17 protein-coding genes and 1 pseudogene are annotated in these 23,062 nt (G+C 65.9%); 12 read left to right on the top strand and 6 right to left on the bottom strand.

All coding sequences use genetic code 11. The annotated features are described in order from the left end of the window. The first annotated feature begins 2 nt into the window (after nucleotides 1–2). Together DEM25_RS08540 and DEM25_RS08535 are read left to right on the top strand one after the other, a co-directional pair. On the top strand, nucleotides 3–1,721 hold the full coding sequence (locus DEM25_RS08540; RefSeq protein WP_109765269.1) for a cation:proton antiporter: 1,719 nt from the start codon (nucleotides 3–5) through the stop codon (nucleotides 1,719–1,721). Next, nucleotides 1,721–2,701, top strand: a complete 981-nt coding sequence (locus DEM25_RS08535) for a universal stress protein (RefSeq protein WP_109765271.1) — start codon at nucleotides 1,721–1,723, stop codon at nucleotides 2,699–2,701. Before DEM25_RS08540 ends, DEM25_RS08535 begins: the two co-directional genes overlap by 1 nt. A gap of 3 nt (nucleotides 2,702–2,704) precedes the next feature. Here the strand turns inward: DEM25_RS08535 and hutU are convergent, their stop codons facing one another. From hutU to hutI, 3 genes are all read right to left on the bottom strand, one after another. After that, entirely contained in the window at nucleotides 2,705–4,372 is a 1,668-nt protein-coding gene (gene hutU, locus DEM25_RS08530) for a urocanate hydratase (RefSeq protein ID WP_109765273.1), read from the bottom strand. 253 nt (nucleotides 4,373–4,625) lie between these two features. Next, nucleotides 4,626–6,164 (bottom strand): histidine ammonia-lyase, encoded by a 1,539-nt coding sequence (hutH, locus tag DEM25_RS08525; protein ID WP_196780306.1) that lies wholly within the window; start codon nucleotides 6,162–6,164, stop codon nucleotides 4,626–4,628. Next, on the bottom strand, nucleotides 6,161–7,366 hold the full coding sequence (gene hutI / locus DEM25_RS08520) for an imidazolonepropionase (RefSeq protein WP_109765277.1): 1,206 nt from the start codon (nucleotides 7,364–7,366) through the stop codon (nucleotides 6,161–6,163). Before hutI ends, hutH begins: the two co-directional genes overlap by 4 nt. Before the next feature lie 53 nt (nucleotides 7,367–7,419). On the opposite strand from hutI, the gene DEM25_RS08515 reads away from it, so the two are divergent. Further along, complete coding sequence (locus DEM25_RS08515) at nucleotides 7,420–8,835, top strand: formimidoylglutamate deiminase (RefSeq protein WP_342633467.1); 1,416 nt, start codon at nucleotides 7,420–7,422, stop codon at nucleotides 8,833–8,835. A 13-nt stretch (nucleotides 8,836–8,848) separates the two neighbouring features. On the opposite strand, the gene purU is transcribed toward DEM25_RS08515, so the two are convergent. From purU to rocF, 3 genes are read right to left on the bottom strand one after another with little or no spacing between them, the layout of a single operon-like run. Then, nucleotides 8,849–9,736, bottom strand: coding sequence for a formyltetrahydrofolate deformylase (gene purU, locus DEM25_RS08510; RefSeq protein ID WP_109765278.1), 888 nt, complete (start codon nucleotides 9,734–9,736; stop codon nucleotides 8,849–8,851). Nucleotides 9,737–9,781: 45 nt separating this feature from the next. Then, on the bottom strand, nucleotides 9,782–10,882 hold the full coding sequence (ocd, locus tag DEM25_RS08505) for an ornithine cyclodeaminase (protein ID WP_109765757.1): 1,101 nt from the start codon (nucleotides 10,880–10,882) through the stop codon (nucleotides 9,782–9,784). A gap of 34 nt (nucleotides 10,883–10,916) precedes the next feature. Beyond that, entirely contained in the window at nucleotides 10,917–11,861 is a 945-nt protein-coding gene (gene rocF / locus DEM25_RS08500; RefSeq protein ID WP_281004532.1) for an arginase, read from the bottom strand. Between the two features lie 176 nt (nucleotides 11,862–12,037). On the opposite strand from rocF, the pseudogene DEM25_RS18170 reads away from it, so the two are divergent. The 9 genes and pseudogenes from DEM25_RS18170 to DEM25_RS08455 all read left to right on the top strand — a co-directional run. Then, nucleotides 12,038–12,466: pseudogene (locus DEM25_RS18170) on the top strand (Lrp/AsnC family transcriptional regulator); the annotation flags it as partial. A 1,228-nt stretch (nucleotides 12,467–13,694) separates the two neighbouring features. Continuing rightward, the gene (locus DEM25_RS08490; protein WP_158585214.1) at nucleotides 13,695–14,921 is read left to right on the top strand and encodes a Gfo/Idh/MocA family protein; all 1,227 of its coding nucleotides are present in this window, start codon (nucleotides 13,695–13,697) and stop codon (nucleotides 14,919–14,921) included. Beyond that, nucleotides 14,918–16,486 carry a PHP domain-containing protein gene (locus DEM25_RS08485; RefSeq protein ID WP_109765288.1) on the top strand — a complete coding sequence of 523 codons (1,569 nt, stop codon included), beginning with the start codon at nucleotides 14,918–14,920 and terminating at the stop codon, nucleotides 16,484–16,486. The genes DEM25_RS08490 and DEM25_RS08485 overlap by 4 nt, the downstream gene beginning before the upstream one ends. A 49-nt stretch (nucleotides 16,487–16,535) precedes the next feature. Then, the gene (locus DEM25_RS08480; RefSeq protein ID WP_109765758.1) at nucleotides 16,536–17,801 is read left to right on the top strand and encodes an ABC transporter substrate-binding protein; all 1,266 of its coding nucleotides are present in this window, start codon (nucleotides 16,536–16,538) and stop codon (nucleotides 17,799–17,801) included. Nucleotides 17,802–17,861: 60 nt separating this feature from the next. Next, entirely contained in the window at nucleotides 17,862–18,842 is a 981-nt protein-coding gene (locus DEM25_RS08475) for a carbohydrate ABC transporter permease (RefSeq protein WP_109765290.1), read from the top strand. Next, nucleotides 18,839–19,672 (top strand): carbohydrate ABC transporter permease, encoded by an 834-nt coding sequence (locus tag DEM25_RS08470; RefSeq protein ID WP_109765292.1) that lies wholly within the window; start codon nucleotides 18,839–18,841, stop codon nucleotides 19,670–19,672. The genes DEM25_RS08475 and DEM25_RS08470 overlap by 4 nt, the downstream gene beginning before the upstream one ends. 4 nt (nucleotides 19,673–19,676) lie before the next feature. Next, nucleotides 19,677–20,696, top strand: a complete 1,020-nt coding sequence (locus tag DEM25_RS08465; RefSeq protein WP_109765294.1) for an ABC transporter ATP-binding protein — start codon at nucleotides 19,677–19,679, stop codon at nucleotides 20,694–20,696. A 1-nt stretch (nucleotide 20,697) separates the two neighbouring features. Further along, the gene (locus tag DEM25_RS08460) at nucleotides 20,698–21,633 is read left to right on the top strand and encodes a carbohydrate kinase family protein (RefSeq protein ID WP_158585213.1); all 936 of its coding nucleotides are present in this window, start codon (nucleotides 20,698–20,700) and stop codon (nucleotides 21,631–21,633) included. After that, on the top strand, nucleotides 21,630–23,033 hold the full coding sequence (locus DEM25_RS08455; RefSeq protein ID WP_109765298.1) for a sulfatase family protein: 1,404 nt from the start codon (nucleotides 21,630–21,632) through the stop codon (nucleotides 23,031–23,033). The genes DEM25_RS08460 and DEM25_RS08455 overlap by 4 nt, the downstream gene beginning before the upstream one ends. Nucleotides 23,034–23,062: the final 29 nt, after the last annotated feature.

Here is a 23,062-nt window from a genome sequence, read left to right as displayed (position 1 = left end):
CCATGACCGAGACGATCACCGACTACATCTTCTACGAGGTCGCCGCCCTTCTTGTGCTGGCCGCCGGCGTCGGCTTCGTCGGCCTCTTGCTGCGCCAGCCGCTGATCGTCTCGTTCATCGCGGTGGGGATCGTCGCCGGCCCGTCCGTGCTCAACATCGCCCGGTCGGACGAATATATCGATCTTCTGGCGGAGCTGGGCATCGCGGTGCTGCTGTTCCTCGTCGGGCTGAAGCTCGACCTTAATCTGGTGCGAACGCTCGGGCCGGTCGCGCTGCTGACCGGGCTTGGCCAGGTCGCGTTCACAACCATCTTCGGCTTTTTGATCGGGCTGGGTCTCGGGCTCGATCCGGTGACGGCCATCTATGTGGCGATCGCGCTGACATTTTCGTCGACCATCATCATCGTCAAGCTGCTGTCGGACAAGCGCGAGATCGATTCGCTGCACGGCCGCATCGCGCTCGGCTTCCTGATCGTGCAGGACATTGTCGTCGTGCTGGCGATGATCATGCTGTCGGCGCTCGGCGTCGGTGCGCAGAGCGACTCGGCGCTCACCGACATCCTGTCGGTGTTCAGCTATGGCGCGCTGATGCTCGTCGCCGTCGGCCTGTTCATCCGCTACGCCGCGAACCCGCTGATGGAAAGGCTGTCGCGGGCGCCCGAACTGATGATCTCCTTCGCCATCGGCTGGGCCGCGCTTCTGGCCGCGCTCGGCCATTATTTCGGCTTCGGCAAGGAGCTCGGCGGCCTCCTCGCCGGCGTTTCGCTCGCCTCGACACCGTTCCGCGAAGCGATCGCCGCGCGGCTTGCCAGCCTGCGCGACTTTCTTCTGCTGTTCTTCTTCATCGCGCTGGGCGCGTCGCTCGATCTGGGCGTGCTCGGCGACAATATCGGCGCGGCCATCGTCTTCTCGCTGTTCGTGCTGATCGGCAATCCGCTGATCGTGCTCGCGATCATGGGCGCGATGGGATACCGCAAGCGCACCGGTTTCCTCGCCGGCCTCACCGTGGCGCAAATCTCCGAGTTCTCGCTGATCTTCATGGCCATGGGCGTCGCCATCGGCCATGTCGCAGCCGACGCCATGGGGCTGGTGACGCTGGTCGGCCTGATCACCATCGCCGCCTCCACCTACATGATCACCTGGTCGCACCAGCTTTACCGGTTCGTCGAGCCGGTCCTTGGTCCGTTCGAGCGGCGCGGCGCGGGCACCGAGGAGGACAATTGGCAGCCGAGCGCCGACGGGCACGATGTCGTCATCTTCGGGCTGGGGCGCTACGGCCTGGCGATTGCCGAAGAACTCGACAGCGCCGGGCTGAAGGTGCTTGGCGTCGACTTCAATCCGGTTGCCGTGCGCGAGGCGCGTCAGTTGGGGTTCGACGTGATGTTCGGCGACGCCACCGATCCGGAGTTCATCGCCCATCTGCCGCTGGCCCCGGTTCGCTGGGCGATCTCGGCGGTGCCCGAGCACGATAGCGGCATCACCCATGACGATCCGCGCCGGTCGCTGATCCGGTCGCTGCACGATACCGGTTTTGCCGGCCGCACCGCTGTTGCGGTACACAGCGAAGACAATGCCGAACGGCTGAAGCAGGGCGGCGCCGATCTGGTGCTCAATCCCTATCGCGATGCCGCCTCGCAGGCCGCAAGCCTGGTGCTCGGCACCGAACGCGCGCAGGCGCGCGAACCCGCCAGACCCGCTTCCAAGAAAGAGGAGGTCCAGTGATGGCCGACCGCCCGGCGGCAGCGCCGTTCTCCAACATCGTTGCGGTCTGCGAAACCGGCGACGGCGGCGCCGAAAGCCTGGCGCGCGCCGCCGATCTGGCCCGCGCGAACAATGCCCGGCTGACGGCGCTGGCCGTCGGTGACGATCATGCGGAGATCAAACATCTCGCACGCTTTGCCGGCGTCGAGGCCGCCGAGATCGAAGCGGGAATGATGGATGCGCTCAAGTCCGCACTGGCCGAAAGGGTCGCGCCGTTTGCCGGCGACCTGACCATCGCCATCGAGACCCGGCTGGGGCGGCCGTTCCGCGAGATCATCGGCGATGTGATCGAGAACGGACGCGATCTCGTCATCAAGATGGCCGAGCCGTTCGACCAGAAGCACCGCTACCTGTTCACCTCGACCGACCAGCACCTCCTGCGCAAATGCCCATGCCCGGTCTGGCTCGCCATGCCCGGCGCCGCCCAGCCGCCCAGGACGATCATGGCCGCCGTCGATCTCGACGACGAAGAGGGCGACAGGGACGACGCCCTCAACCGCATCATCGTCGAGACCGCCTGCCGCGTCGCAGCGTCAAGCGGCGCGACGTTGCACATCACCCATGTATGGGACGCGCCGGCCGAGGATCTGGTGCGCCGCTGGACCAATGATTCGGGCGATGTGCGCCGCTATCTGGACGCAACCGAAGCGGCCCGCCGCAAGGCGCTCGATGCGCTTACGCGGCAAGCCAGGGAGGACATGGCTGAAGACGCGCTGCCGGCCGCCATCGTGCCTCATCTGGCGCGCGGCCGGCCCCGCGATGTCATCCCGGCCCATGTCGATGCGATGGGCGTCGACCTTCTGGTGATCGGCACGCTGGTGCGCACCGGAATTCCGGGCCTGATCATCGGCAATACCGCCGAAGACGTGCTCAATGCGGTCGATTGCTCGGTGCTCACCGTCAAGCCCCCCGGCTATGTCAGCCCGCTGGCATCGGGATGACCGCTACAGGATGCCCGGCAGATCGAGGCCGTGTTCGGTCGCGCAGTCGCGCGCGATCTCATAGCCGGCATCCGCATGGCGCATCACACCGGTGGCCGGATCGTTCCACAGGACGCGCTCGATCCGCCGCGCGGCGTCCTCGGTGCCATCGGCGCAGATCACCATGCCCGAATGCTGCGAAAAGCCCATGCCGACCCCGCCGCCATGATGAAGCGACACCCATGTCGCGCCGGAGGCGGTGTTCAGAAGAGCGTTCAGAAGCGGCCAGTCCGACACCGCGTCGGAGCCGTCCTTCATCGCCTCGGTCTCGCGGTTGGGCGAGGCGACCGAGCCCGAATCGAGATGGTCGCGGCCGATCACAACCGGCGCCTTGAGTTCGCCGCTGGCCACCATTTCGTTGAACTTCAAACCGGCCCGGTGCCGGTCGCCCAGCCCGATCCAGCAGATGCGCGCCGGCAGCCCCTGAAAGGCGATCCGCGCGCGCGCCATCTCCAGCCATTGATGCAGATGGGCATTGTCCGGAAACAGTTCCTTCATCGCCGTGTCGGTCCTGTAGATGTCCTCGGGATCGCCCGACAATGCGCACCAGCGGAACGGGCCGATACCCTGGCAAAAGAGCGGTCTTATGTAAGCAGGCACGAACCCCGGAAAGGCGAATGCGTTTTCGAGCCCCTCCTCAAGCGCGACCTGCCGAATGTTGTTGCCATAGTCGAGCGTCGGCACGCCCTGGTTCCAGAAGTCGACCATCGCCGCCACATGCACCTTCATCGATGCGCGAGCCGCAGCTTCGACTGCCTTGGGGTCGCTTTCCTGCTTTTCGCGCCACTGGGCGACCGACCAGCCCTGCGGCAGATAGCCGTGGACGGGATCGTGCGCCGATGTCTGGTCGGTGACGATGTCGGGCCGGATGCCGCGCCGAACGAGTTCAGGGAAAACATCGGCCGCATTGCCCAGAAGGCCGACCGACTTGGCCTCGCCCGCCTTCGTCCATGCGTCGATCATCGCCAGCGCCTCGTCGAGCGTCTCGGCCTTCTCATCGAGATATTTCGTCCTGAGGCGGAAATCGATGCGCGTCGGATCGCACTCGACGGCAAGGCACGACGCGCCGGCGAAGACGGCGGCCAGCGGCTGCGCGCCGCCCATGCCGCCAAGGCCCGCCGTCAGGATCCATTTGCCTGTCAGATCGCCATCATAATGCTGCCGGCCGGCCTCGGCGAAGGTCTCATAGGTGCCCTGCACGATGCCCTGCGTGCCGATATAGATCCACGAGCCCGCCGTCATCTGGCCGTACATCATCAGACCCTTGCGATCGAGTTCGCTGAAATGGTCCCAATTGGCCCAGTGCGGCACCAGATTGGAATTGGCGATCAGAACGCGCGGCGCGTCCGCATGGGTGCGGAAAATGCCGACCGGCTTGCCCGACTGGACCAGCAGCGTCTGGTCATCGTCCAAGCCCTTGAGCGCATCGACGATCCGGTCGAAATCGCCCCAGGTCCGCGCCGCCCGGCCGATGCCGCCATAGACGACGAGTTCGTGCGGGTTTTCGGCGACATCGGGATGCAGATTGTTCATCAGCATCCGCATCGGCGCCTCGGTCATCCAGCTTTTCGCCGTGATTTCCGGTCCGGTCGGCGGGAACACGTCTCGGACATTGTGGCGCGGGTCGGTCATTAGAGCGCTCCGTTATGAGATCGAACCATTCTGCCGGTGTGGGTTTGGTTCAAGGCCAAGGGCTTTGGCGATGGTCGTATCGGGATACGGCCGAGCCGAAGGCCGCCGGAGTTGGACCAAACCGGCCCGGCCCTTCGGGTTTGCGACCGGTGGACACCCGCGACGTCAAACCGCTTGCCCGTAGCCCCGCTACGCGCCGCACGCTTCTCCTGGCGGATCGCCACACCGGTCGGCAAACAGAATTGTTCCGATCTCATAACGAAGCGCTCTCGCCCATCTCCAGGGTGCAAAGGTCGAGCCCGGTCGCGCACAGGGCGGCAGCCCGGCCGATATCGGCCGACACCATCCGGTCTTCGCCCAGCGGCGGCACCGTCGTTCGCAGTCGTTTGACCAGTTCGCGCAGCGGCGCACTGGTCTGAAGCGGCGCGCGGAACTCGACCCCCTGCGCCGCGCACAACAATTCGATGCCGACAATATGGGCCAGATTGTCGACCATGCGCCTCAGCCGCAGCGCGCCGTGGGCGGCCATCGACACATGATCTTCCTGATTGGCCGATGTCGGCGTCGAATCGGTCGAACAGGGATTGGCCAGATGCTTGTTCTCGCTCATCAGCGCGGCTGACGTGACCTCGGCGATCATCAGGCCGGAATTGAGCCCCGGCTCGGGCGTCAGGAACGGCGGCAGGTCGAAACTCAATGTCGGGTCGACCATCAGCGCGATGCGGCGCTGCGCGATGGCGCCCAGCTCGGCGATCGCGATGGCGATCTGGTCGGCTGCCATGGCGACCGGCTCGGCATGGAAGTTGCCGCCCGAGATGACCGAAGCGTCCTCGAACACCAGCGGATTGTCGGTGACTGCATTGGCTTCGATGGCGAGCGTGTGCGCTGCCATGCGCAGCTGGTCGAGCGCGGCGCCCGCCACCTGCGCCTGGCAGCGGATGCAATAGGGGTCCTGGACGCGCGTGTCGCCCTCCCGGTGGCTTTCGCGAATTTCCGAGCCGTCCAGCAGGCCGCGCATCGCGGCTGCCACCTCGATCTGTCCGCGATGGCCGCGCAGCGCATGGATCTCCGGGCGCAAGGGCGCGGTCGAACCCATGATCGCATCGGTCGAAAGGGCCGCCACCGCGATCTGGCTTTCGACCAGATGCCACAGGTCGAACAGGGCGCCGAGCGCGACCGCCGTCGAAAATTGCGTGCCGTTGATCAGCGCGAGCCCTTCCTTCGGGCCGAGCACGATCGGATCAAGGCCGGCGTTCCCCAGCGCTTCGCTCCCGGACACGGGATGACCGTCCACCTTGGCACCCCAAGCCTGCCCCTCGCCAATCATCACGGCGGCCATGTGCGCAAGCGGTGCCAGATCGCCCGAGGCGCCGACGGACCCCTGTTCGGGCACGTTCGGCCAGATGTCATGGGCGAGCATCGCTTCGAGCAGTGCGATCAATTCCCACCGCACGCCCGATGCGCCGCGCGCCAGCGAGTTGACCTTGAGCAGCATCATCAGCGCCGTTTCGGCGCGCGGCAGCGGATCGCCGACGCCGGCGCAATGCGACAGGATCAGATTGCGCTGCAGACGGGCCGTGTCGTCCGGCGCGATCCGCATCGAGGCCAGCTTGCCGAACCCGGTATTGACGCCATAGACCGGCACATCGCCCCGCGCGATATCGGCGATCACCGCCGCGGCGCGGTCGATGCCGGCACGCGCGCGCGCATCGACGCCCGGCGCCCGCCCGCCGGCGAAAAAAGCGCGCATCTGCGCCATGTCCAGACGGCCGGGCTCGAACGTTTGTGTCAAAACTGGCCTCCCAAGATCCGTCTGTACAGCGGATTGAAGCCGATCCGGTAGCTGAGTTCAGCCGGTTCTTCGACATCCCATACCGCAAAATCGGCACGCAGGCCGGACGCGATCGTGCCGCAATCGTCAAGCCCCAGCGCGCGCGCGGCATTGCGCGTGGTGCCTGCCAGCGCTTCCTCGGGCGTCATGCGAAACAGCGTGCAGGCCATGTTCATGGCGAGCAGCAGCGAGACCATCGGCGACGAGCCGGGATTGGCATCGGTCGCCACCGCCATCGGCACACCCGCCGCGCGCAATGCGGCAATCGGCGGGGCTTGCGTCTCGCGCAGCGTGTAGAAGGCGCCGGGCAGGATCACCGCCACCGTGCCGGCCTCCGCCATGGCGGCGATGCCCTCGGCGCCCAGATATTCGAGATGATCGGCCGACAGCGCGCCGTGGGATGCAGCGAGCTTCGCGCCACCGAGATCGGACAATTGTTCCGCATGCAGCTTGACCGGCAGGCCCAGTTCCACCGCCACATCGAACACACGGGCGATCTGTTCCGGCGAGAACGCAATCCCTTCGCAGAACCCGTCCACCGCATCGGCCAGCCCGTCTGCATGCGCGCGGCGCAGCGCGGGAATGCAGATATCATCTATGTAAGCGTCCGCTTCCATTCCGGCCGGCACCGCATGAGCGCCAAGAAAGCTCGTGCGCACCCGCACGGGCCGGTCCCGCGCGATGCGCCGCGCCACGCGCAGCATGCGCAGTTCGGTGTCCGCGTCGAGCCCGTAGCCCGACTTGATCTCGACGACGCCGACGCCTTCGGCGATCAGCGCATCGACACGGCGCAGCGCACTGGCGAGCAGTGAGTCTTCGTCGGCGGCGCGGGTCGCGGCGACCGTCGAGACGATCCCGCCGCCGGCCCGCGCGATCTCTTCATAGCTCGCCCCTTCGAGCCGCATTTCGAACTCGCGCGCCCGGTTGCCGCCATGCACGAGATGGGTGTGGCAATCGATCAGCGCCGGTGTGACGAGGCGCCCGCCCAGATCACGAATCGTCGCGTCGCCTGCATCTGGCAATTCCTCCGCCGGCCCGGCCCAGACGATCAGACCGTCGCCGATCACGATCGCCCCGTCGCGCACCAGCCCATAGGGCGCGCCGCCCGGCACCATGGTGGCGAGGGTCGCGTTGCGGATCACCATGTCGACCGGCCCGGCCATCCGCCCTCCCCTCGCAGATTTGGCTTGAACGCGGCCAACTCAATAAGCCATTGATGACGCTGTCAATCGCATTCGACGCGGCGATGGCACCAATCGGAGACGGCATCATGACCGCATTGTGGACGCCCGAAGCGCTGTTGCCGAACGGCTGGGCAAAAAATGTCCGCGTCACCGTCGAAGACGGAAAAATCGCCTCAGTGGTCGCGGACACGCCGGCTGAGCACGGCGACCGGCGCCTGACCGGATGCGCCTTGCTGCCGGCCATGGCCAATCTGCACAGCCACGCCTTCCAGCGGGCGATGGCCGGCATGACCGAGCGGCGCGGCGAGACCGACGACAGCTTCTGGACCTGGCGGGACCTGATGTACCGTTTCGTCGGCACGCTTGAGCCCGACGAGATCGGCGCCGTCGCCGCGCTCGCCTTCATCGAGATGCTGGAGGCCGGCCATGGCAGCGTCGCCGAGTTCCACTATCTGCACCACCAGCCGGGCGGCGCACCCTACGAAAACCCTGCCGAACTGAGCCATCGCATCATCGCCGCCGCCGCGGAGACCGGCATCGGCCTGACACTGCTGCCCGTTCTCTACACATTTGCGGGCACGGGCGGACAGCCGCTGTCGGGCGGCCAGCGCCGCTTCGGCAACGACACGGACAGCCTTTTGCGGATCGCCGAGGCGGCGCGGCCAGTGCTTGCCGAAGACGGCGCGCTCGGCATCGCGCCCCATTCCCTGCGCGCCGTGACGCTCGACCAGATCGCCGAATTGCAGGCAGCATTCGCGGACGGCCCCGTGCACATCCATGCCGCCGAACAGACCGCCGAAGTGGAGGCGATCGTCGCGGCCCATGGCGCACGGCCGATCGAACTGCTGCTCGACCGGGTCGGCATCGGTGAAAACTGGTGCGTCGTGCACGCCACGCACATGAGCGCCGAGGAAACACGCCGGCTTGCGAAAAGCGAAGCGGTGGCCGGCCTCTGCCCGATCACCGAGGCCAATCTCGGCGACGGGCTTTTCAACGCGGCGGACTATCTCGCTGCTGACGGCGCATTCGGCATCGGCACCGATTCCAATGTGCAGATCACGCTGGCGGGCGAACTGCGCCTTCTCGAATATGGCCACCGCCTTCACCACCGCGCCCGAAACGTGATCGCCGGACGCAGCACATCGACGGGCGACACGCTTTACCGCGCGGCGCTCGCCGGCGGCGCCCGGGCGCTTGGCCGCAAGTGCGGCGCCATCGCGCCGGGCATGCGCGCCGATCTTCTGACGCTTGATCGAAACGATGAGACGCTGCTGCCGCTGACAACCGGTCAGCTGCTCGACGGGTTCATATTCGCCGGTGCATCGAAAGCGCTCCGCGATGTCTGGTCGGCCGGCCGGCATGTGGTCCGCGATGGACGGCACATCGCGCGCGACGATGTCAGCCGGCGCTACAAGGCGGCGATGCAGCGGATCGTCGACCGGCTTTGAACCGGGGCGGTCCTTACGGCTCGAACACGACCGTGCGGCTGCCATTGATGAAGACGCGCCCCTCCGCGTGGAGCCGGATCGCCCGCGACAGGACGCGCGCCTCCACATCGCGCCCGCGCATGACCAGATCGTCGGGGTCTGAGGTGTGGCTCACCCGCTCGGTCCCCTGCTCGATGATCGGCCCTTCGTCCAGATCGGGCGTCACATAATGGGCGGTCGCGCCGATATGCTTGACGCCGCGGTCCCATGCCCGGTGATAGGGCTTGGCGCCCTTGAAGGCCGGCAGGAAGGAATGGTGGATGTTGATCAGCTTGCCGAAATGGCGCGAACTGAACCCGTCGGACAGGATCTGCATGTAGCGGGCGAGCACCACCAGTTCGGCGCCCGTTTCGGCCATGATCGCCTCAAGCCGCGCCTCCTGTTCCGCCTTGGTCCCGGGCGTTACCGGCAGATGATGAAAATCGACGCCCCAGCGCGCGGCATCGGCCTGCGAATCGGTGTGGTTGGAAACGATCGCGGCCATGCGGATCGGCAGGGTGTTGGTGCGTACCCGGTACCAGATGTCCTGAAGGCAATGGTCGAATTTCGAGACCATGACGATCGCCGGGATCACCCGGTCCTTGTCGTCGACGGACACTTGGGCATCGAACTCGCTGCGGAACCCGTCGAGGAAGGCGGCAAGGCCGGCGGCATTGGTTTCGGCCCCGGCACCGTCGGCGGTCTGGACGCAATCGACGCGCATGAAGAAGCGTCCCTCGCCCGCGCGGCGCGCCGTGCCCAGCGCCGGCTCGTGGAACTGCGAACTCTCGATGATGTTGTAGCCATGCGCGGCGAGCGCCGTGGACAGGGCGGAGACGATGCCCATCCGGTCCGGGCATGTGATCTTGATGATGATGTTCATGGCTCTTGCCGAAGGTGGGATGTTGCACCCGGCTTGTAGAGCGGTTCAATCCGATCGGGAAGCCGCGGAAGCCCGCATCAGCATGCCGTAGAGATCGCGCGGTTCGTCCGGGTCGGCCAGCATGTCGAGTTCCTCGAAGAAGCCGGTCCCGCGCAGCCGGTCATGGAGGTAACGCAGCGCCGAAAAATCCTCGGTCGCGAACCCGACCGAATCGAACAGCGTGATCTGTTCGGGCGCCGTGCGCCCGGCGGTGTCGCCAGTGATGACCTGCCACAATTCGGTGACCGGATGGTCGTCGTCGAGTTGCTGGATTTCGCCCTCGATGCGCGTCTGCGGCGGGTATTCGACGAAAATGTCCGACCGCAGCAGGATGTCGCGATGCAGTTCGGTCTTGCCGGGGCAGTCGCCGCCGATCGCGTTGATGTGCAGGCCCGAGCCGACCATGTTGTCGGTCAGGATCGTCGCATATTGCTTGTCGGCGGTGCAGGTTGTGATGATCTGCGCACCCTCGACCGCTTCCTCGCCGCTCGTGCAGGAGGTGACCGCAAGGCCGGTGCCTTGAAGGTTCCGCGCCGCCTTGGCGGTCGCGCCGGGGTCGGTGTCATAGAGGCGCACCGCGTCGATGCCGAGCATCGCCTTGAAGGCCAGAGCCTGGAACTCGCATTGCGCGCCATTGCCGATCATCGCCATGGTGCGCGCGCCCTTGGGCGCCAGATGGCGCGCCGCGACCGCCGATGTCGCCGCCGTGCGCAGCGCCGTCAGTATCGTCATCTCGCTCAAAAGCAGCGGATAGCCGTTTTCGACCGACGACAGAACGCCGAAAGCGGTGACGGTCTGCAGTCCCTCGCGCGTGTTCTTTGGATGGCCGTTGACATATTTGAAGCCGTAATACTCGCCGTCCGACGTCGGCATCAATTCGATCACGCCGACCTTGGAATGGGAGGCGACGCGCGGCGTCTTGTCGAAATGCGGCCAGCGCCGGAAGTCGTCCTCGATGTAATCGGCAAGCTCCGTCAGCACCCGCTCGACGCCGATCGCATTGACCAGCTTCATCATGTTGTCGACCGAAACGAACGGCACCAGATTGGAGCCTTCGGGCGGTCCGGGCGGCGTCTGCGATGCGGGCTTTGACGGTGTCGATGTCATGGCGGTCATGGCGGATTCCCTTGAAAAAGCGGTGTCAGGCGGCGCGCGTCGGCCGGTCCATCACCCGCTTGCCGAACAGGCTGGCGACCAGATCGACGACCAGCCGGGCAGTGCGGCCGCGATCGTCGAGGAACGGGTTCAGTTCGGCGATGTCGAGCGAGGTCACCCGGCCGCTGTCATGCAGCATCTCCATCACCAGATGCGCCTCGCGGAAGGTCGCGCCGCCGGGCACGGTGGTGCCGACAGCGGGCGCGATGTCCGGATCGAGAAAATCGACATCGAAACTCACATGCAGGTCGCCATCCTCGGCGGCGACGCGGTCCAGAAAAGCGCGCAGCGGCCGCGCGATGCCCACCTCGTCGATCGCCCGCATGTCGGTGACGGCGATCGCCGTCCCACCGATCCGCGCGGCCTCTTCGGCATCGACCGAGCGGATGCCCAGCATGGCGACCCTTTCTTCGGCGACCGGCGCCGGCATTGGCGGGAAAGCCTCGAACCCGGCGCGGCCGGTAAAATAGGCAACCGGCGTGCCGTGCAGATTGCCGCTGCGCGTGCTGTTCAGATCGTGGAAATCGGTGTGTGCGTCGAGCCACAGCACAAAAAGCGGCCTGCCGCGTTTTCCCGCCCGTCGCGCAACGCCTGAAACCGTGCCCGCCGACATCAGGTGATCGCCGCCCAGAAAGATCGGCGGCCCGTCGGCACTGGCGGCAAAGGCGGCATCCGACAGGGCGGATACCCAGCCCGCCGAAGGTCCCAGATCGTGGATTGCCGGATTGGTATGCTCGCGCGGTCCGGGCAAGTCGGGCGCCAGATTGCCGGCGTCCGACACGCGATGGCCGAGTTCGGACAGGCTTTCGGCGAGCCCGGCGACACGCAATGCGTCGGGACCCATCAGGCAACCCCGATAGGCGCTGCCGCAATCGACCGGCACGCCCACAAGCGTTATGTCGAGAGGCGCGGCCGCCGCCCCACCGGGCACCCTCGTTCCCCCAATGTCCGGTCTGTTGCCAGTGTGCTGCACGCGTCGGCTCCCTGTATCGCTCTCCGCCCAAACGACCACGGTGAAATGCGCAGTCACAAGCCAAAATAGTGACCAAACTTGCATTCCGATTATCTGTTGTGATCAATGGAAACGACCAGTTTGGGCGACAAACCATGGATGAAACCGATTATCGGCTGTTGTCGGTTCTGCGCGGCGAGGGACGCGCGTCCATTTCGCAGCTCGCCGCGCAGCTTGGGATCACCCGCGCGACGGTGCGCGCGCGCCTGTCCCGCCTTGAGGCGAGCGGCGAGATATTGGGATACTCGGTCGTGCTGCGCGGCGATGTCGAGGAACGCGGCGTGCGCGGCGTGACGATGATCGAGATCGAGGGCAAGGGGAAGGACCGCATCGTCGAAACGCTCGGCGGATTTCCCGAGATTCATGCCGTCCACACGACCAATGGCCGCTGGGATCTCGTCGTCGAACTGGCCGCCGACACGCTGTCGGATGTCGATGCGGTGCTCAACCGCATCCGGCTGGTCGACGGCATCGCCAATTCGCAGACCAGCCTCTACCTGTCGACCCGCCGCGCCAGGCGCGCCGCGCCCCNGGCAACCCGCACAAGCACACCGATGCGCCAGAGCACCATCGACAAGATAGACCGCATAAGACAGACGCTGACCCGGCGGATCGAAGCGGCCGAACCGGGCGAAAAACTGCCGACGGTCAAGACGCTGATGCGCACCCACCGTACGGCGCAACGCACCGTCGAACAGGCGCTCAGGCCGCTTCTCGACGAAGGCCGCCTGCGCGCCCAGCCCGGCCTGGGCCTGATTGTCGCCGATCCCGACACGGGCGAGGCCGAACAGTGGGAGGGCGACCTTCTCGTTCTCTACCGGATTTCCGACAGCCGGCTTGCCCGGTCGGTGCTTCAGGAGATGGAACAGCGGCTCAAGGCGCGCGGGCACTCGGTGCTGCAGATCGGCTATTCGAGCGAGGAGCAGGCGGTCGCATTGCTCGGGCGTCTTGGCCGCTTCAAGGCTTGCCTCATCCAGATCCATTTCGAGGTCATGTCGATCGAGCTTCTGGCCGAATTGCAGCGCCATGCGCGCGCCATCATCGTCGACGGCGTGTCGGCGACCGGCATCGATGCCGACGCCATCGGCACCAACTGGCGCGAGGCGCTGTCGATCGCCTTCCGCACGCTTCAGGACAAGGGTCATGAGCGGATCGGCTTTCTCACCTCCGGTCATGAGGCCCGCCAGATCGCGATGGCGCGGCGCGAATTCGAGCTTCTGTGCCGCTGGCTGCCGGACCCCGATGCCGGCCGGTTGATCGCCATGGACAAACTTCCCGGCGCCACCCAGATCGGTGACATCACCGCGGCCCTCGGCCCGCTGCGCGACGAGAACGGCAAGCTGCCCTTCACCGCGCTGATCGCCTGGGGGATCGTCGAGGGCTTCATGCTGGAGCGCGCGCTGACCGATCTGGGCCAGACGATCGGCGACGAACTCAGCGTACTCTTGCTCGGCAGCACCGATTTTCCGTCCGAGCATGTGCGCCGCTTCGACGTGATCGGCAATTCGCACCGCGAAAAGCTCGACCTGTTCGAAAGGATCATCACCGAACGGATCGCCATGTCCGGCTCGGCGCCGACCGTGCACTATCTGCCGATCGGCCACATCGTCCATGGCAGTGTCGTGCCGCCGGACGCCGATTGAGTATAGGGCACATTGTAGCCATTCCTGTACTCAAATAACGTGCCGCCATTCAGACCAATTGCGGACGCGCGGCGTGCTTCACACCCCACAACAGCAACATCAGATCGGCGTGACGATCATCGGGGCGGGCGAACGCGGCGCCTATTACATCGGCGCGCGCATGGCCGAAATCGCCGCCGAGACCGGTTTCAGGATCGTCTCGGTGCATGATGCGCTGCCCGACCGTGCGCGCCACGCCGCCGACCACCTGACCGCGATCTATGCCGACAAGGGCATCGCCCACACCGTCATGCCCGAAGACGGGATGGAAGCGGCCATCACCGATCCATCGGTCGGTCTCGTCCTCGTCACCACCCACACCGACGCTCATCGCGAGCCGGTCGAGATCGCCGCCAGAGCCGGCAAACGGATCTATCTGGACAAGCCGATTTCGGTCACGCTCGCCGACGCCGAGGCGATCCTGCGCGCCGAGGCGGCTTCGAGCCCGGTCATGATGGGGTTCACCCGCCGCTACGAGAAGCCCTGGATCGAGGCCGTCGATCTGGCCCACAAGGGCCGCATCGGCGATCCGCAGATGATCCTGCTGCGCTCGGTCATCCCCTACACGCGCTATCTTCAGCTCTGGCACCGCAACCAGTCCAAGTCCGGCGGGGCGATCAACGACAAGTGCTCGCACCATTTCGACGTGCTCAACTGGATCGCCGGCGCCCGCCCGGTCTCGGTGTCGGCCATCGGCGGGCGCAGCGGCATCTTCGCGCCCGACCCCGACGCGCCGCCGCGGTGCAGCCAGTGCGAGCGTGTCTGCCCCTATCGCCGGCACCAGACGCTGGTCGACAAGTTCGAGGGTGTCGGCCGCGTCGCCAATGACAGCTGGACCCATGCGCACCGCATCGAGGACCGCAACGACAATTGCGTCTTCCTGCCCGGCGCCGACATTGACGACCACGCGATCATCTCGGTCGCCTATGAGAACGGCATGACGGCCTGCCTGTTCTTCACCATTTTCGGCCCGTGGGCGGCCGATCAGGAAACGCTGGAGATCGTCGGCGCGTCGGGCCGGCTGCGCATGGAACGCCATTCGGGCAGCATCGACATCGTCTCCGCCCACGGCCACAAGGCCGAGACGGTGACCTTCACCGATCCGGAACGCCAGTCCACCCATTTCGGCGCCGACCTCGAACTGGTGCGCACCATGCGCGCCTTCTGCGCCGGCGCCACGCCGCCGGTCGGTCCCGGCGACGGGCTTTCCTCGCTGCGCATGGTCCATGCGGCCCTGTGGTCCTTGCGCAATGGCGGCCAGCCGATCGATCCCGCCAGGGTGGAGGACGCGCCATGACAGCGCCCCTGCCAGACCGGCTCGCCCCCCTTGCCGCCGCGCGCGGCGTGCGCGCCTATTTCGGCGACATCCACAATCACTGCGCCTTGTCCTACGGCCATGGCAGCCTCGACGGCGCGCTCGACCGCGCGGCCCTCCAGCTCGACTTCGTCTCGATCACCGGCCATGCCCATTGGCCCGACATGCCGGTCGACGACCCTGCCGTCGCCCACATTGTCGACTTCCACGAAAAGGGTTTCGCCAAGCTGCGTGCCGGCTGGAAGGACCATTTCGAGACGCTCTCCCGCCACAATGACGAGAACGGCTTCTGGGTCTTTCCCGGATATGAAATCCACTCATGCGCCGATGGCGACTACACGATCGTCTATGCCGATCTCGAGCCGGACCCGATCGTGCTGGCCGACACGCCGGCAGAGCTGAGGACAAGGCTTGCCGCCGACAAGGGTGGCCGGGCGCTGGCTTTCCCGCACCATATCGGTTACCGGCAGGGCGCCCGCGGCATCAATTGGGACACGTTCGATCCCGCCCTGTCGCCCTTTGTCGAAATGTTTTCGATGCATGGCTGCGCCGAGGCATCCGAGACATCACGCGGCTATCTGCATTCCATGGGTCCCGTCGACGGCCGCTCGACCATGGCCGAGGGGCTGCGGCGCGGCGCCCGGTTCGGCATTGTCGGCAACACCGACCATCACAGCGGCTTTCCCGGCTCGTGGGGCCATGGCCGGATGGCGGCCTATGGCGCGATCGACGGCGGCGGACGCGAGGCGATCTGGGCGGCCATGCGCGGCCGGCACACCAACGCGCTGACCGGCGACACGACCCATCTCCTCATCGCAGCGGGCGACGCGATCCAGGGTGACGTTGCCGCGCCGGCGCCGCGCGCCACACTGCAGATAGAGGCCGTTGCCGGCGGGTTCATCGACACGATCGACATCGTCCGCAATGGCGAGCTCTTCACGCGCATCTCGCCCGATCTGACACCGGCGCCGGTGAGCCGTTCGGCCGCCGGCACCGTCGAGACCGTTCTTTATGTCGAACTGGGCTGGGGCGCACGGCGCACCAGCCACCACTGGACCGGCACCGTCCGGCTCGAAAACGGCGCCATCGATGCCGTCGAACCGCGCTTTCGCGGCCCCGAAGTGGTCTCGCCGCTGGAGGGCGGCGACAATGCCCATCCGCTGCCGCAACTGATCCACGACGGCGAAACGGTGCGCTTTGCCGTGACCGCCGAAGCCAACCCCAACAATGTCACCTCGGCGACGCAGGGCTTCGCGCTGCGCCTGACCGCCCGCGCCGACGCCGTCATCCATGCCGAACTTGACGAAACGTCGATCTCCGTTCCGCTGACGCGCCTGATGGAAGGCGCCTTGAGCGGCAATCTGGGGCCGATCGATTCGCCCGCCTTCCGCTTTCACATGCTGCCGCAGCCGCACCAGTGGCAATGGGCCGGCACCCTCGATCTGGGCGCGGCCGAGCCCGGCGAAACCGTCTATGCGCGCCTTTGTCAGCGCGATGGCCAGATGGCCTGGACTTCACCGATCTTTTTTGGAGACGCAGCTCAATGAACCGTCTCCGCAAACCGCCGACCGTTTCACCAACCAGGGAGGAATTCCGATGAAACGACATCTTCAATTCATGACCGCGCTGGCCGGCGCCACGCTTCTTGCGGGCACCGCCATCGCGGCCGAACTCAACATCGTGCATGGCTCGGTGGGCCGCGACCAGGAGATCCTGCGCGCCCAGCTCGACAAGTTCGAGGCCGAGACCGGTCACACCGTGACCATCGTCTCCATGCCCGAATCGACCACCGACCAGTTCGCCCAGTACAAATTGTGGCTGGCGGCCCAGTCGTCCGACATCGACGTCTATCGGCTCGACGTGATCTGGGCACCGCAGATCGAGACCCACTTCATCGACCTGATGCCGCATGTCGAAGACATTATCGGCGACTTCGTGCCCGGTGCCGTCGAAAGCCAGATGGTCGGCGACAAGCTGGTGGCGCTTCCCATGTTCCTGGGCGCGCCGGCGCTCTACTACCGCTCGGACCTTCTGGAAAAGCACGGCAAGGCGGTGCCGGAGACCTGGCAGGAGATGACCGAGACCGCACGCGCGATCATGGAAGCCGAGCGGGCCGAGGGCAATGCCGACATGTGGGGCTTTGTCTTCCAGGGTGCCGCCTATGAGGGTCTGACCTGCAATGCGCAGGAATGGATCGTCAGCTTCGGCGGCGGACGCATCGTCGAAAACGACGGCTCGATCGGCATCAACAATCCGCAGGCCGCCGAGGCGCTGACCATGGCCGCATCCTGGGTCGGCGACATCGCGCCCGATGGCGTGCTCAACTACAAGGAAGAGGATGCGCGCGGCGTGTTCCAGTCGGGCAATGCGGTCTTCATGCGCAACTGGAACTATGCCTATGCGCTGGGCAATGGCGACGACAGCCCGATCAAGGGCAATTTCGGCGTCCGCACCCTGCCGACGGGCGGCGAAGGCAAGCCGTCGGCGCACACGCTTGGCGGCTGGCATCTGGGTGTGTCGAAATACTCCGAAAACCAGGAGGAAGCGATCGAACTCGTCCGGTTCCTGAACAATTATGAGAACCAGAAAGAGCGCGCCATCGTCACCTCGCGCCCGCCGACCCTGACCGCCGTCTATGAAGACGCCGAGGTCGCCGCCGAGCAGGAATTCATCCCGCTTTGGAAGCCGGTCGTGGACGGTGCACTGCCGCGCCCGTCGGCCGCCACCAAGCGCCAGTACAATGAGGTCTCCTCTGAGTTCTGGACCGCCGTGCACGACACGATGAGCGGCAACGGCACCGCCGAAGAGAACCTGGCCAAGCTCGAAGCGCGCCTCAAGCGCTTGAAGGGCGCCGGCTGGTAAGCTTTCCTCCCCGCGCGCGGGCCGTTCGCGGCCCGTGCGCAAACCCTCTCGGAACCGACCATGAGTGCTGCACCGGACATCTCCCCGGCCACCGCAAGGGCCAGCGCCAGGACCTCGCGCCTGTCGCGCGAGCGCATCCGGTCGGCATGGCTTTTCCTGGCGCCGATGCTGATCGTTCTCGCCGGCGTCGCGCTCTATCCGCTTTATCGGACGATCTGGTTTTCCTTCACCGACGCCTCGCTCGACCTGCTGGGCGAAGCGCGCTTCATCGGCTGGCGCAACTATCTCGAATATGTCGATTACGGAAACGGCGACGGCGAATGGTTTGGCCTGCTCGCCGATTCGCGCTGGTGGCGCTCGGTCTGGAACACGGTCTGGTTCGCGATCGTCTCGGTGTCGCTGGAGACCCTGTTCGGCCTCGTCATCGCGCTCGTCCTGCACAAGAAGTTTCCCGGCCGCGTCTGGGTGCAGGCCGCCGTCCTGATCCCCTGGGCGATCCCGACGATCGTCTCGGCCCGCATGTGGGCCTGGATGCTGCATGACCAGTTCGGCATCGTGAACGACATGCTGCAGCGCATCGGCCTGATCGATGCGCCCGTCGCCTGGACCGCGTCGCCCGAGACCGCGATGATCGCCGTCATCATGGTCGATGTGTGGAAGACGACGCCCTTCATGGCGCTTCTGATCCTCGCCGGCCTGCAAATGGTGCCCAGGGACATGTATGAGGCGGCCAGGCTCGACGGCGTGCCGCCGTTCCGCCTGTTCCGCAGGGTGACGCTGCCGCTGATCATGCCGGCGCTTCTGGTCGCCATCGTCTTCCGCGCGCTCGATGCGCTGCGGGTCTTCGACATCGTCTATGTGATGACGCCCAACACGGACGCCACGCGCACCATGAGCGTCTACGCCCGCGAGAACCTGTTCGACTTCGACCGCTTCGCCTACGGCTCGGCCGCATCGACCCTTCTGTTCTTCATCATCGCGCTGATCACCATCGGCTTCATCTACGCGACCCGCATGAACCTTGAGGGAGACGAGCGATGACCGCGCCGGCCTGGCTCAAGACGACGGGCTTCTACACCCTGGTTGCGATCATCGTCATTCAGGCGCTGTTCCCGTTCTACTATGCGGTCCTGACGTCGCTGGAAGACGGCCAGGCGCTGTTCGATGTCAACTATCTGCCGGCCGTGTTCGACCTGTCCAACTACCGCTCCATGCTGTCGGACGGGGTTTTCGGAAAGCAGATCGTCAACTCGGTTTTCGTGGCGACGGTAACGGTCATCATTTCGCTGTTTCTCGCGATCACCGCCTCGTTCGCCCTCGCCCGCATCCGCTTTCGCGGGCGCGGCCTTCTGCTGCTCACCATCCTGTCGGTGTCCATGTTCCCGCAGATCGCGGTCCTGTCCGGGCTGTTCGAACTTGTCCGCGCCTTTGGCCTGTTCAACTCGCTCTGGTCGCTGGTCTTTTCGTACATGATCTTCACCCTGCCCTTCACGGTCTGGGTGCTGACCACCTTCATGCGCGCATTGCCGGTCGAGATCGAGGAGGCAGCGATCATGGACGGCGCCTCCTCCTTCACCATCATCAGGCGCATCTTCGTGCCGCTTCTGTGGCCCGCCATGGTGACGACCGGCCTTCTCGCCTTCATCCAGGCCTGGAACGAGTTCCTGTTCGCGCTCACCTTCCTGTCCACCGATGCCCAGCGCACGGTGCCCGTCGCCATCGCGCTGATTTCCGGGCGCAGCGAATTCGAAGTGCCCTGGGGCAACATCATGGCCGCCTCGGTCGTGGTCACGCTGCCGCTGGTGGTGCTCGTTCTCATTTTCCAACGCAGGATCGTCTCCGGCCTCACCGCCGGCGCGGTCAAGGGGTAACCACATGGCCTCGGTCGAACTGAAAAACGTCTGCAAGTCGTTCGGCACCGTCGAGGTGCTGCGCGACGTCAATCTGGCGCTCGAGGGCGGCGAGTTCGTCGTTTTCGTCGGCCCGTCGGGCTGCGGAAAGTCCACCCTTCTGCGCCTGATCGCCGGGCTCGAGGACATCTCCGACGGCGACCTGATGATCGATGGCCAGCGCATGAACGATGTGCTGCCGGCCAAGCGCGGCATCTCGATGGTGTTCCAGTCCTATGCGCTCTATCCGCACATGACCGTGTTCGAGAACATGGCCTTCGGGCTTGAACAGGCCAAGCTGTCGTCCGACGAGATCAAGGCCCGGATCGCCCAGGCCGCCGACATGCTGCAGATCAGCGACTACATGGAGCGCAAGCCGCGGCAACTGTCCGGCGGCCAGCGCCAGCGCGTCGCCATCGGCCGGGCCATCACCCGGCAGCCGCGCGTCTTCCTGTTCGACGAGCCGCTTTCCAATCTCGACGCGGCGCTTCGCGTCGATACGCGCCTTGAGATTGCCGCCCTGCACAAGCGGCTTGCGGACACGACCATGATCTATGTCACCCACGACCAGGTCGAGGCGATGACACTGGCCGACCGGATCGTCGTCCTCAACGCGGGCAATGTCGAGCAGGTCGGTACCCCGCTCGAACTTTATGCCAGGCCCGCCTCGCAGTTCGTCGCCGGCTTCATCGGCTCGCCGCGCATGAACTTCATCGTTGGCGAGGTCGCTGCCGGCCATGGCGCCGCCACCTTCGGCATCCGGCCCGAACATGTCGACCTGTCGCGCGACAAGGGCCTGTGGAAGGGCACCGTCCGGCTGACCGAAGCGCTCGGCTCGGACACATTCGCCCATGTCGACACCGAGACGGCCGGCATGGTCAATGTGCGCCTCGCCGGCGCCGAACCGATTGGCGAAGGCGAGATGGTGTTCCTGACCCCGCAACCGGACGCCATTCACCTGTTCGATGCATCGGGCCGTCCGGTGCATGGTGCCAGGGCAGCCTGACATGGCGGCCCGACCGATCCTTGTCGTCGGCAACGCCAATCTGGACGTGATCATTGGCCATCTTGACCAGTGGCCCGAGCGGGGAACCGAATCCTTCTTCGCGCATGGCGACCTGCGCGTCGGCGGTTCTGCGGCCAACACCGCGCTCGTGCTGCAGCGGCTGGGCGCCAGATCCGGCCTTGTTTCGGCGCGCGGCGACGATTTTGCCGGCGAAGCCATCGGACGCGCCTTCGACGGACCGCTCGACCGCGTGGCCACGCGCGCCGGCGCCACCGGCTTCACGATCGGCCTGCTGCACCCCGACAGCGAGCGCACGTTCCTGTCCTCGCTCGGACATCTGGGTGATCTCGACGCCGATTTCTTCTGCACCGAACTGGACGGCCTGCCGCTGGACGGTACTCTCGTCATGCTCAGCGGCGGATTTGCGATGCCCGCGCTCATGAAAGGTCACCGTGCGCTGCAGGACTGGCTGCGCGCACGCGGCGCGGAGATTGCCATCGATCCGGGTTGGCCGGACGGCGACTGGACGCCGGATGAACGAACCCTGGCGCGCGACTGGATCGCCGGCTGCGACCACCTTCTGGTCAATGACAAGGAAGCCGCCGCGCTGGCCGGCACCGACGATGCCGAGAGCGCCACCGCGACGCTTGCGCCTTGGTTGGACGCCGAGGCGACGCTTGTCATCAAGCGAGGCGCCAAGGGCGCCACCGGCCACAGCAATGGCCGGACGCTTCACGCGAGCGCGGTCCCCGCGCAACCGGTCGACACGGTCGGCGCCGGCGACAGCTTCAATGCCGGCTATCTCGACGCGCTGGCACGTGGCATGCCCTTGCATGAGCGCCTCAAGCACGCCGTTGCCGTCGCCGGCGAAGTGATCGCCGAGTTCCCGCGCACATCGTCGCCGCTCGGCACCACTCCCGAAAGCGTCCCCGCATGAGCCGCAACATCCTGATGATGATCGCCGACGATCTGGGCCGCATGGCGGGCTGCTACGGCGAACCGACGATCGCGACGCCCAACATCGATCGGCTCGCCGGCCAGGGCACACGCTTTGACATGGCCTTCACGTCGACGGCATCCTGCTCTGCCAGCCGTTCGGTGATCTACACAGGCCTGCACACGCACCAGAACGGCCAATACGGCCTGCATCACGACCATCACCATTTCATGACCTTCCATCATGTCGAGACCGCGCCGGCCCTTCTGAATGCCCGCGGCTACCTGACCGGCATCGTCGGCAAGGTTCATGTCGGCCCGCCCGAGACCTATCCATGGGCGGTGCGCGAGGAGAGCGGCACGCGCGACATCGCCTGGGTCGCCGCACAGGCGCGCGCCTTTCTCGATGCCGCCCGCAACGCCGAAAAGCCCTTCTTCCTGACGGTCGGCTTCATCGATCCGCATCGCGACATGACGCGCTCGGGTTTCGGCAACGGCGATTTCGAAGACGACCCCAACGAGCGCGTCTTTTCACCCGCCGAGGTCTCGGTGCCGCCCTTCCTCAGCGACCTGCCGGAGGTGCGGCTGGAACTGGCCGAATACTACCGTTCGGTCCACCGGCTCGACCGGGGTGTCGGGCTTCTTCTCGATGCGCTGGAAGAGGCCGGCCATGCGGACGACACGCTGGTGGTCTTTCTCAGCGACAATGGCGCGCCGTTCCTCAATTCCAAGACGACGCTCTACGATGCCGGCGTCCATCTGCCGCTGATCATGCGAAAGCCCGGCGCGCGCGCCGGCCTGAGCAATCCGAACCTCGTCTCCTTTGTCGACATCCTGCCGACCCTGCTCGACTGGGCCGGCGCCGCGCAAGCCAAGGGCACGAGACCGGGTCGGTCGCTGCTGACGATCCTCGAAGACGAGACGCTGCACGATGACTGGCAGATCGTCTTCGGCTCGCACACCTTCCACGAGATCACCAATTACTGGCCGACCCGCTTCGCCCGCACGCCGCGCTACAAATACCATCGCAATGTCGCATGGCAGCTAGACTTTCCGTTCTCCGGCGATCTCTACGGCTCGCTCTCCTGGGAGGGCATGCGCAATGCCGACCCGGCCATGATCGGCAAGCGCACCGTCAGGGACTATGTTCGCCGCCCGCCCGAAGAGTTGTACGACCTCGATGCCGATCCGTTCGAGGTGGACAATCTGGCCGGCCATCCCGACCATCGGGAAACGCTCGAACAGCTGCGCGCGGCGACCGAGGACTGGCAACGCGCCACCGACGATCCCTGGCTCTATCGCGACGGCGTGTCGGTGCGCGCCGTGCGCCATCATCTCGACGCCGGGCTCCGATTGCCCGACCGTTTCGATTTCGATTGCGACGATCCGGCCAGCCGCTGACCGGCAAGCCAAATTTTCGATCAGCGTTT

The sequence above is a fragment of the Oceaniradius stylonematis genome, assembly GCF_003149475.2.
Lineage (GTDB): Bacteria > Pseudomonadota > Alphaproteobacteria > Rhizobiales > Rhizobiaceae > Roseitalea > Roseitalea stylonematis.
Note: the sequence above shows the minus strand (reverse complement) of the source record. Positions and strands in the feature narration are given on the sequence as shown.

What these genes read in the sequence shown, in the direction of transcription:
- ocd (WP_109765757.1), bottom strand. Translation starts at nt 10,882, where the DNA reads ATGACATCGACACCGTCAAAGCCCGCATCGCAGACGCCGCCCGGACCG.
- DEM25_RS08455 (WP_109765298.1), top strand. Translation starts at nt 21,630, where the DNA reads ATGAGCCGCAACATCCTGATGATGATCGCCGACGATCTGGGCCGCATG.
- DEM25_RS08515 (WP_342633467.1), top strand. Translation starts at nt 7,420, where the DNA reads ATGACGCTGTCAATCGCATTCGACGCGGCGATGGCACCAATCGGAGAC.
- DEM25_RS08480 (WP_109765758.1), top strand. Translation starts at nt 16,536, where the DNA reads ATGAAACGACATCTTCAATTCATGACCGCGCTGGCCGGCGCCACGCTT.
- DEM25_RS08535 (WP_109765271.1), top strand. Translation starts at nt 1,721, where the DNA reads ATGGCCGACCGCCCGGCGGCAGCGCCGTTCTCCAACATCGTTGCGGTC.
- DEM25_RS08460 (WP_158585213.1), top strand. Translation starts at nt 20,698, where the DNA reads ATGGCGGCCCGACCGATCCTTGTCGTCGGCAACGCCAATCTGGACGTG.
- DEM25_RS08485 (WP_109765288.1), top strand. Translation starts at nt 14,918, where the DNA reads ATGACAGCGCCCCTGCCAGACCGGCTCGCCCCCCTTGCCGCCGCGCGC.
- DEM25_RS08540 (WP_109765269.1), top strand. Translation starts at nt 3, where the DNA reads ATGACCGAGACGATCACCGACTACATCTTCTACGAGGTCGCCGCCCTT.
- DEM25_RS08470 (WP_109765292.1), top strand. Translation starts at nt 18,839, where the DNA reads ATGACCGCGCCGGCCTGGCTCAAGACGACGGGCTTCTACACCCTGGTT.
- purU (WP_109765278.1), bottom strand. Translation starts at nt 9,736, where the DNA reads ATGAACATCATCATCAAGATCACATGCCCGGACCGGATGGGCATCGTC.
- DEM25_RS08465 (WP_109765294.1), top strand. Translation starts at nt 19,677, where the DNA reads ATGGCCTCGGTCGAACTGAAAAACGTCTGCAAGTCGTTCGGCACCGTC.
- hutI (WP_109765277.1), bottom strand. Translation starts at nt 7,366, where the DNA reads ATGGCCGGGCCGGTCGACATGGTGATCCGCAACGCGACCCTCGCCACC.
- hutU (WP_109765273.1), bottom strand. Translation starts at nt 4,372, where the DNA reads ATGACCGACCCGCGCCACAATGTCCGAGACGTGTTCCCGCCGACCGGA.
- DEM25_RS08475 (WP_109765290.1), top strand. Translation starts at nt 17,862, where the DNA reads ATGAGTGCTGCACCGGACATCTCCCCGGCCACCGCAAGGGCCAGCGCC.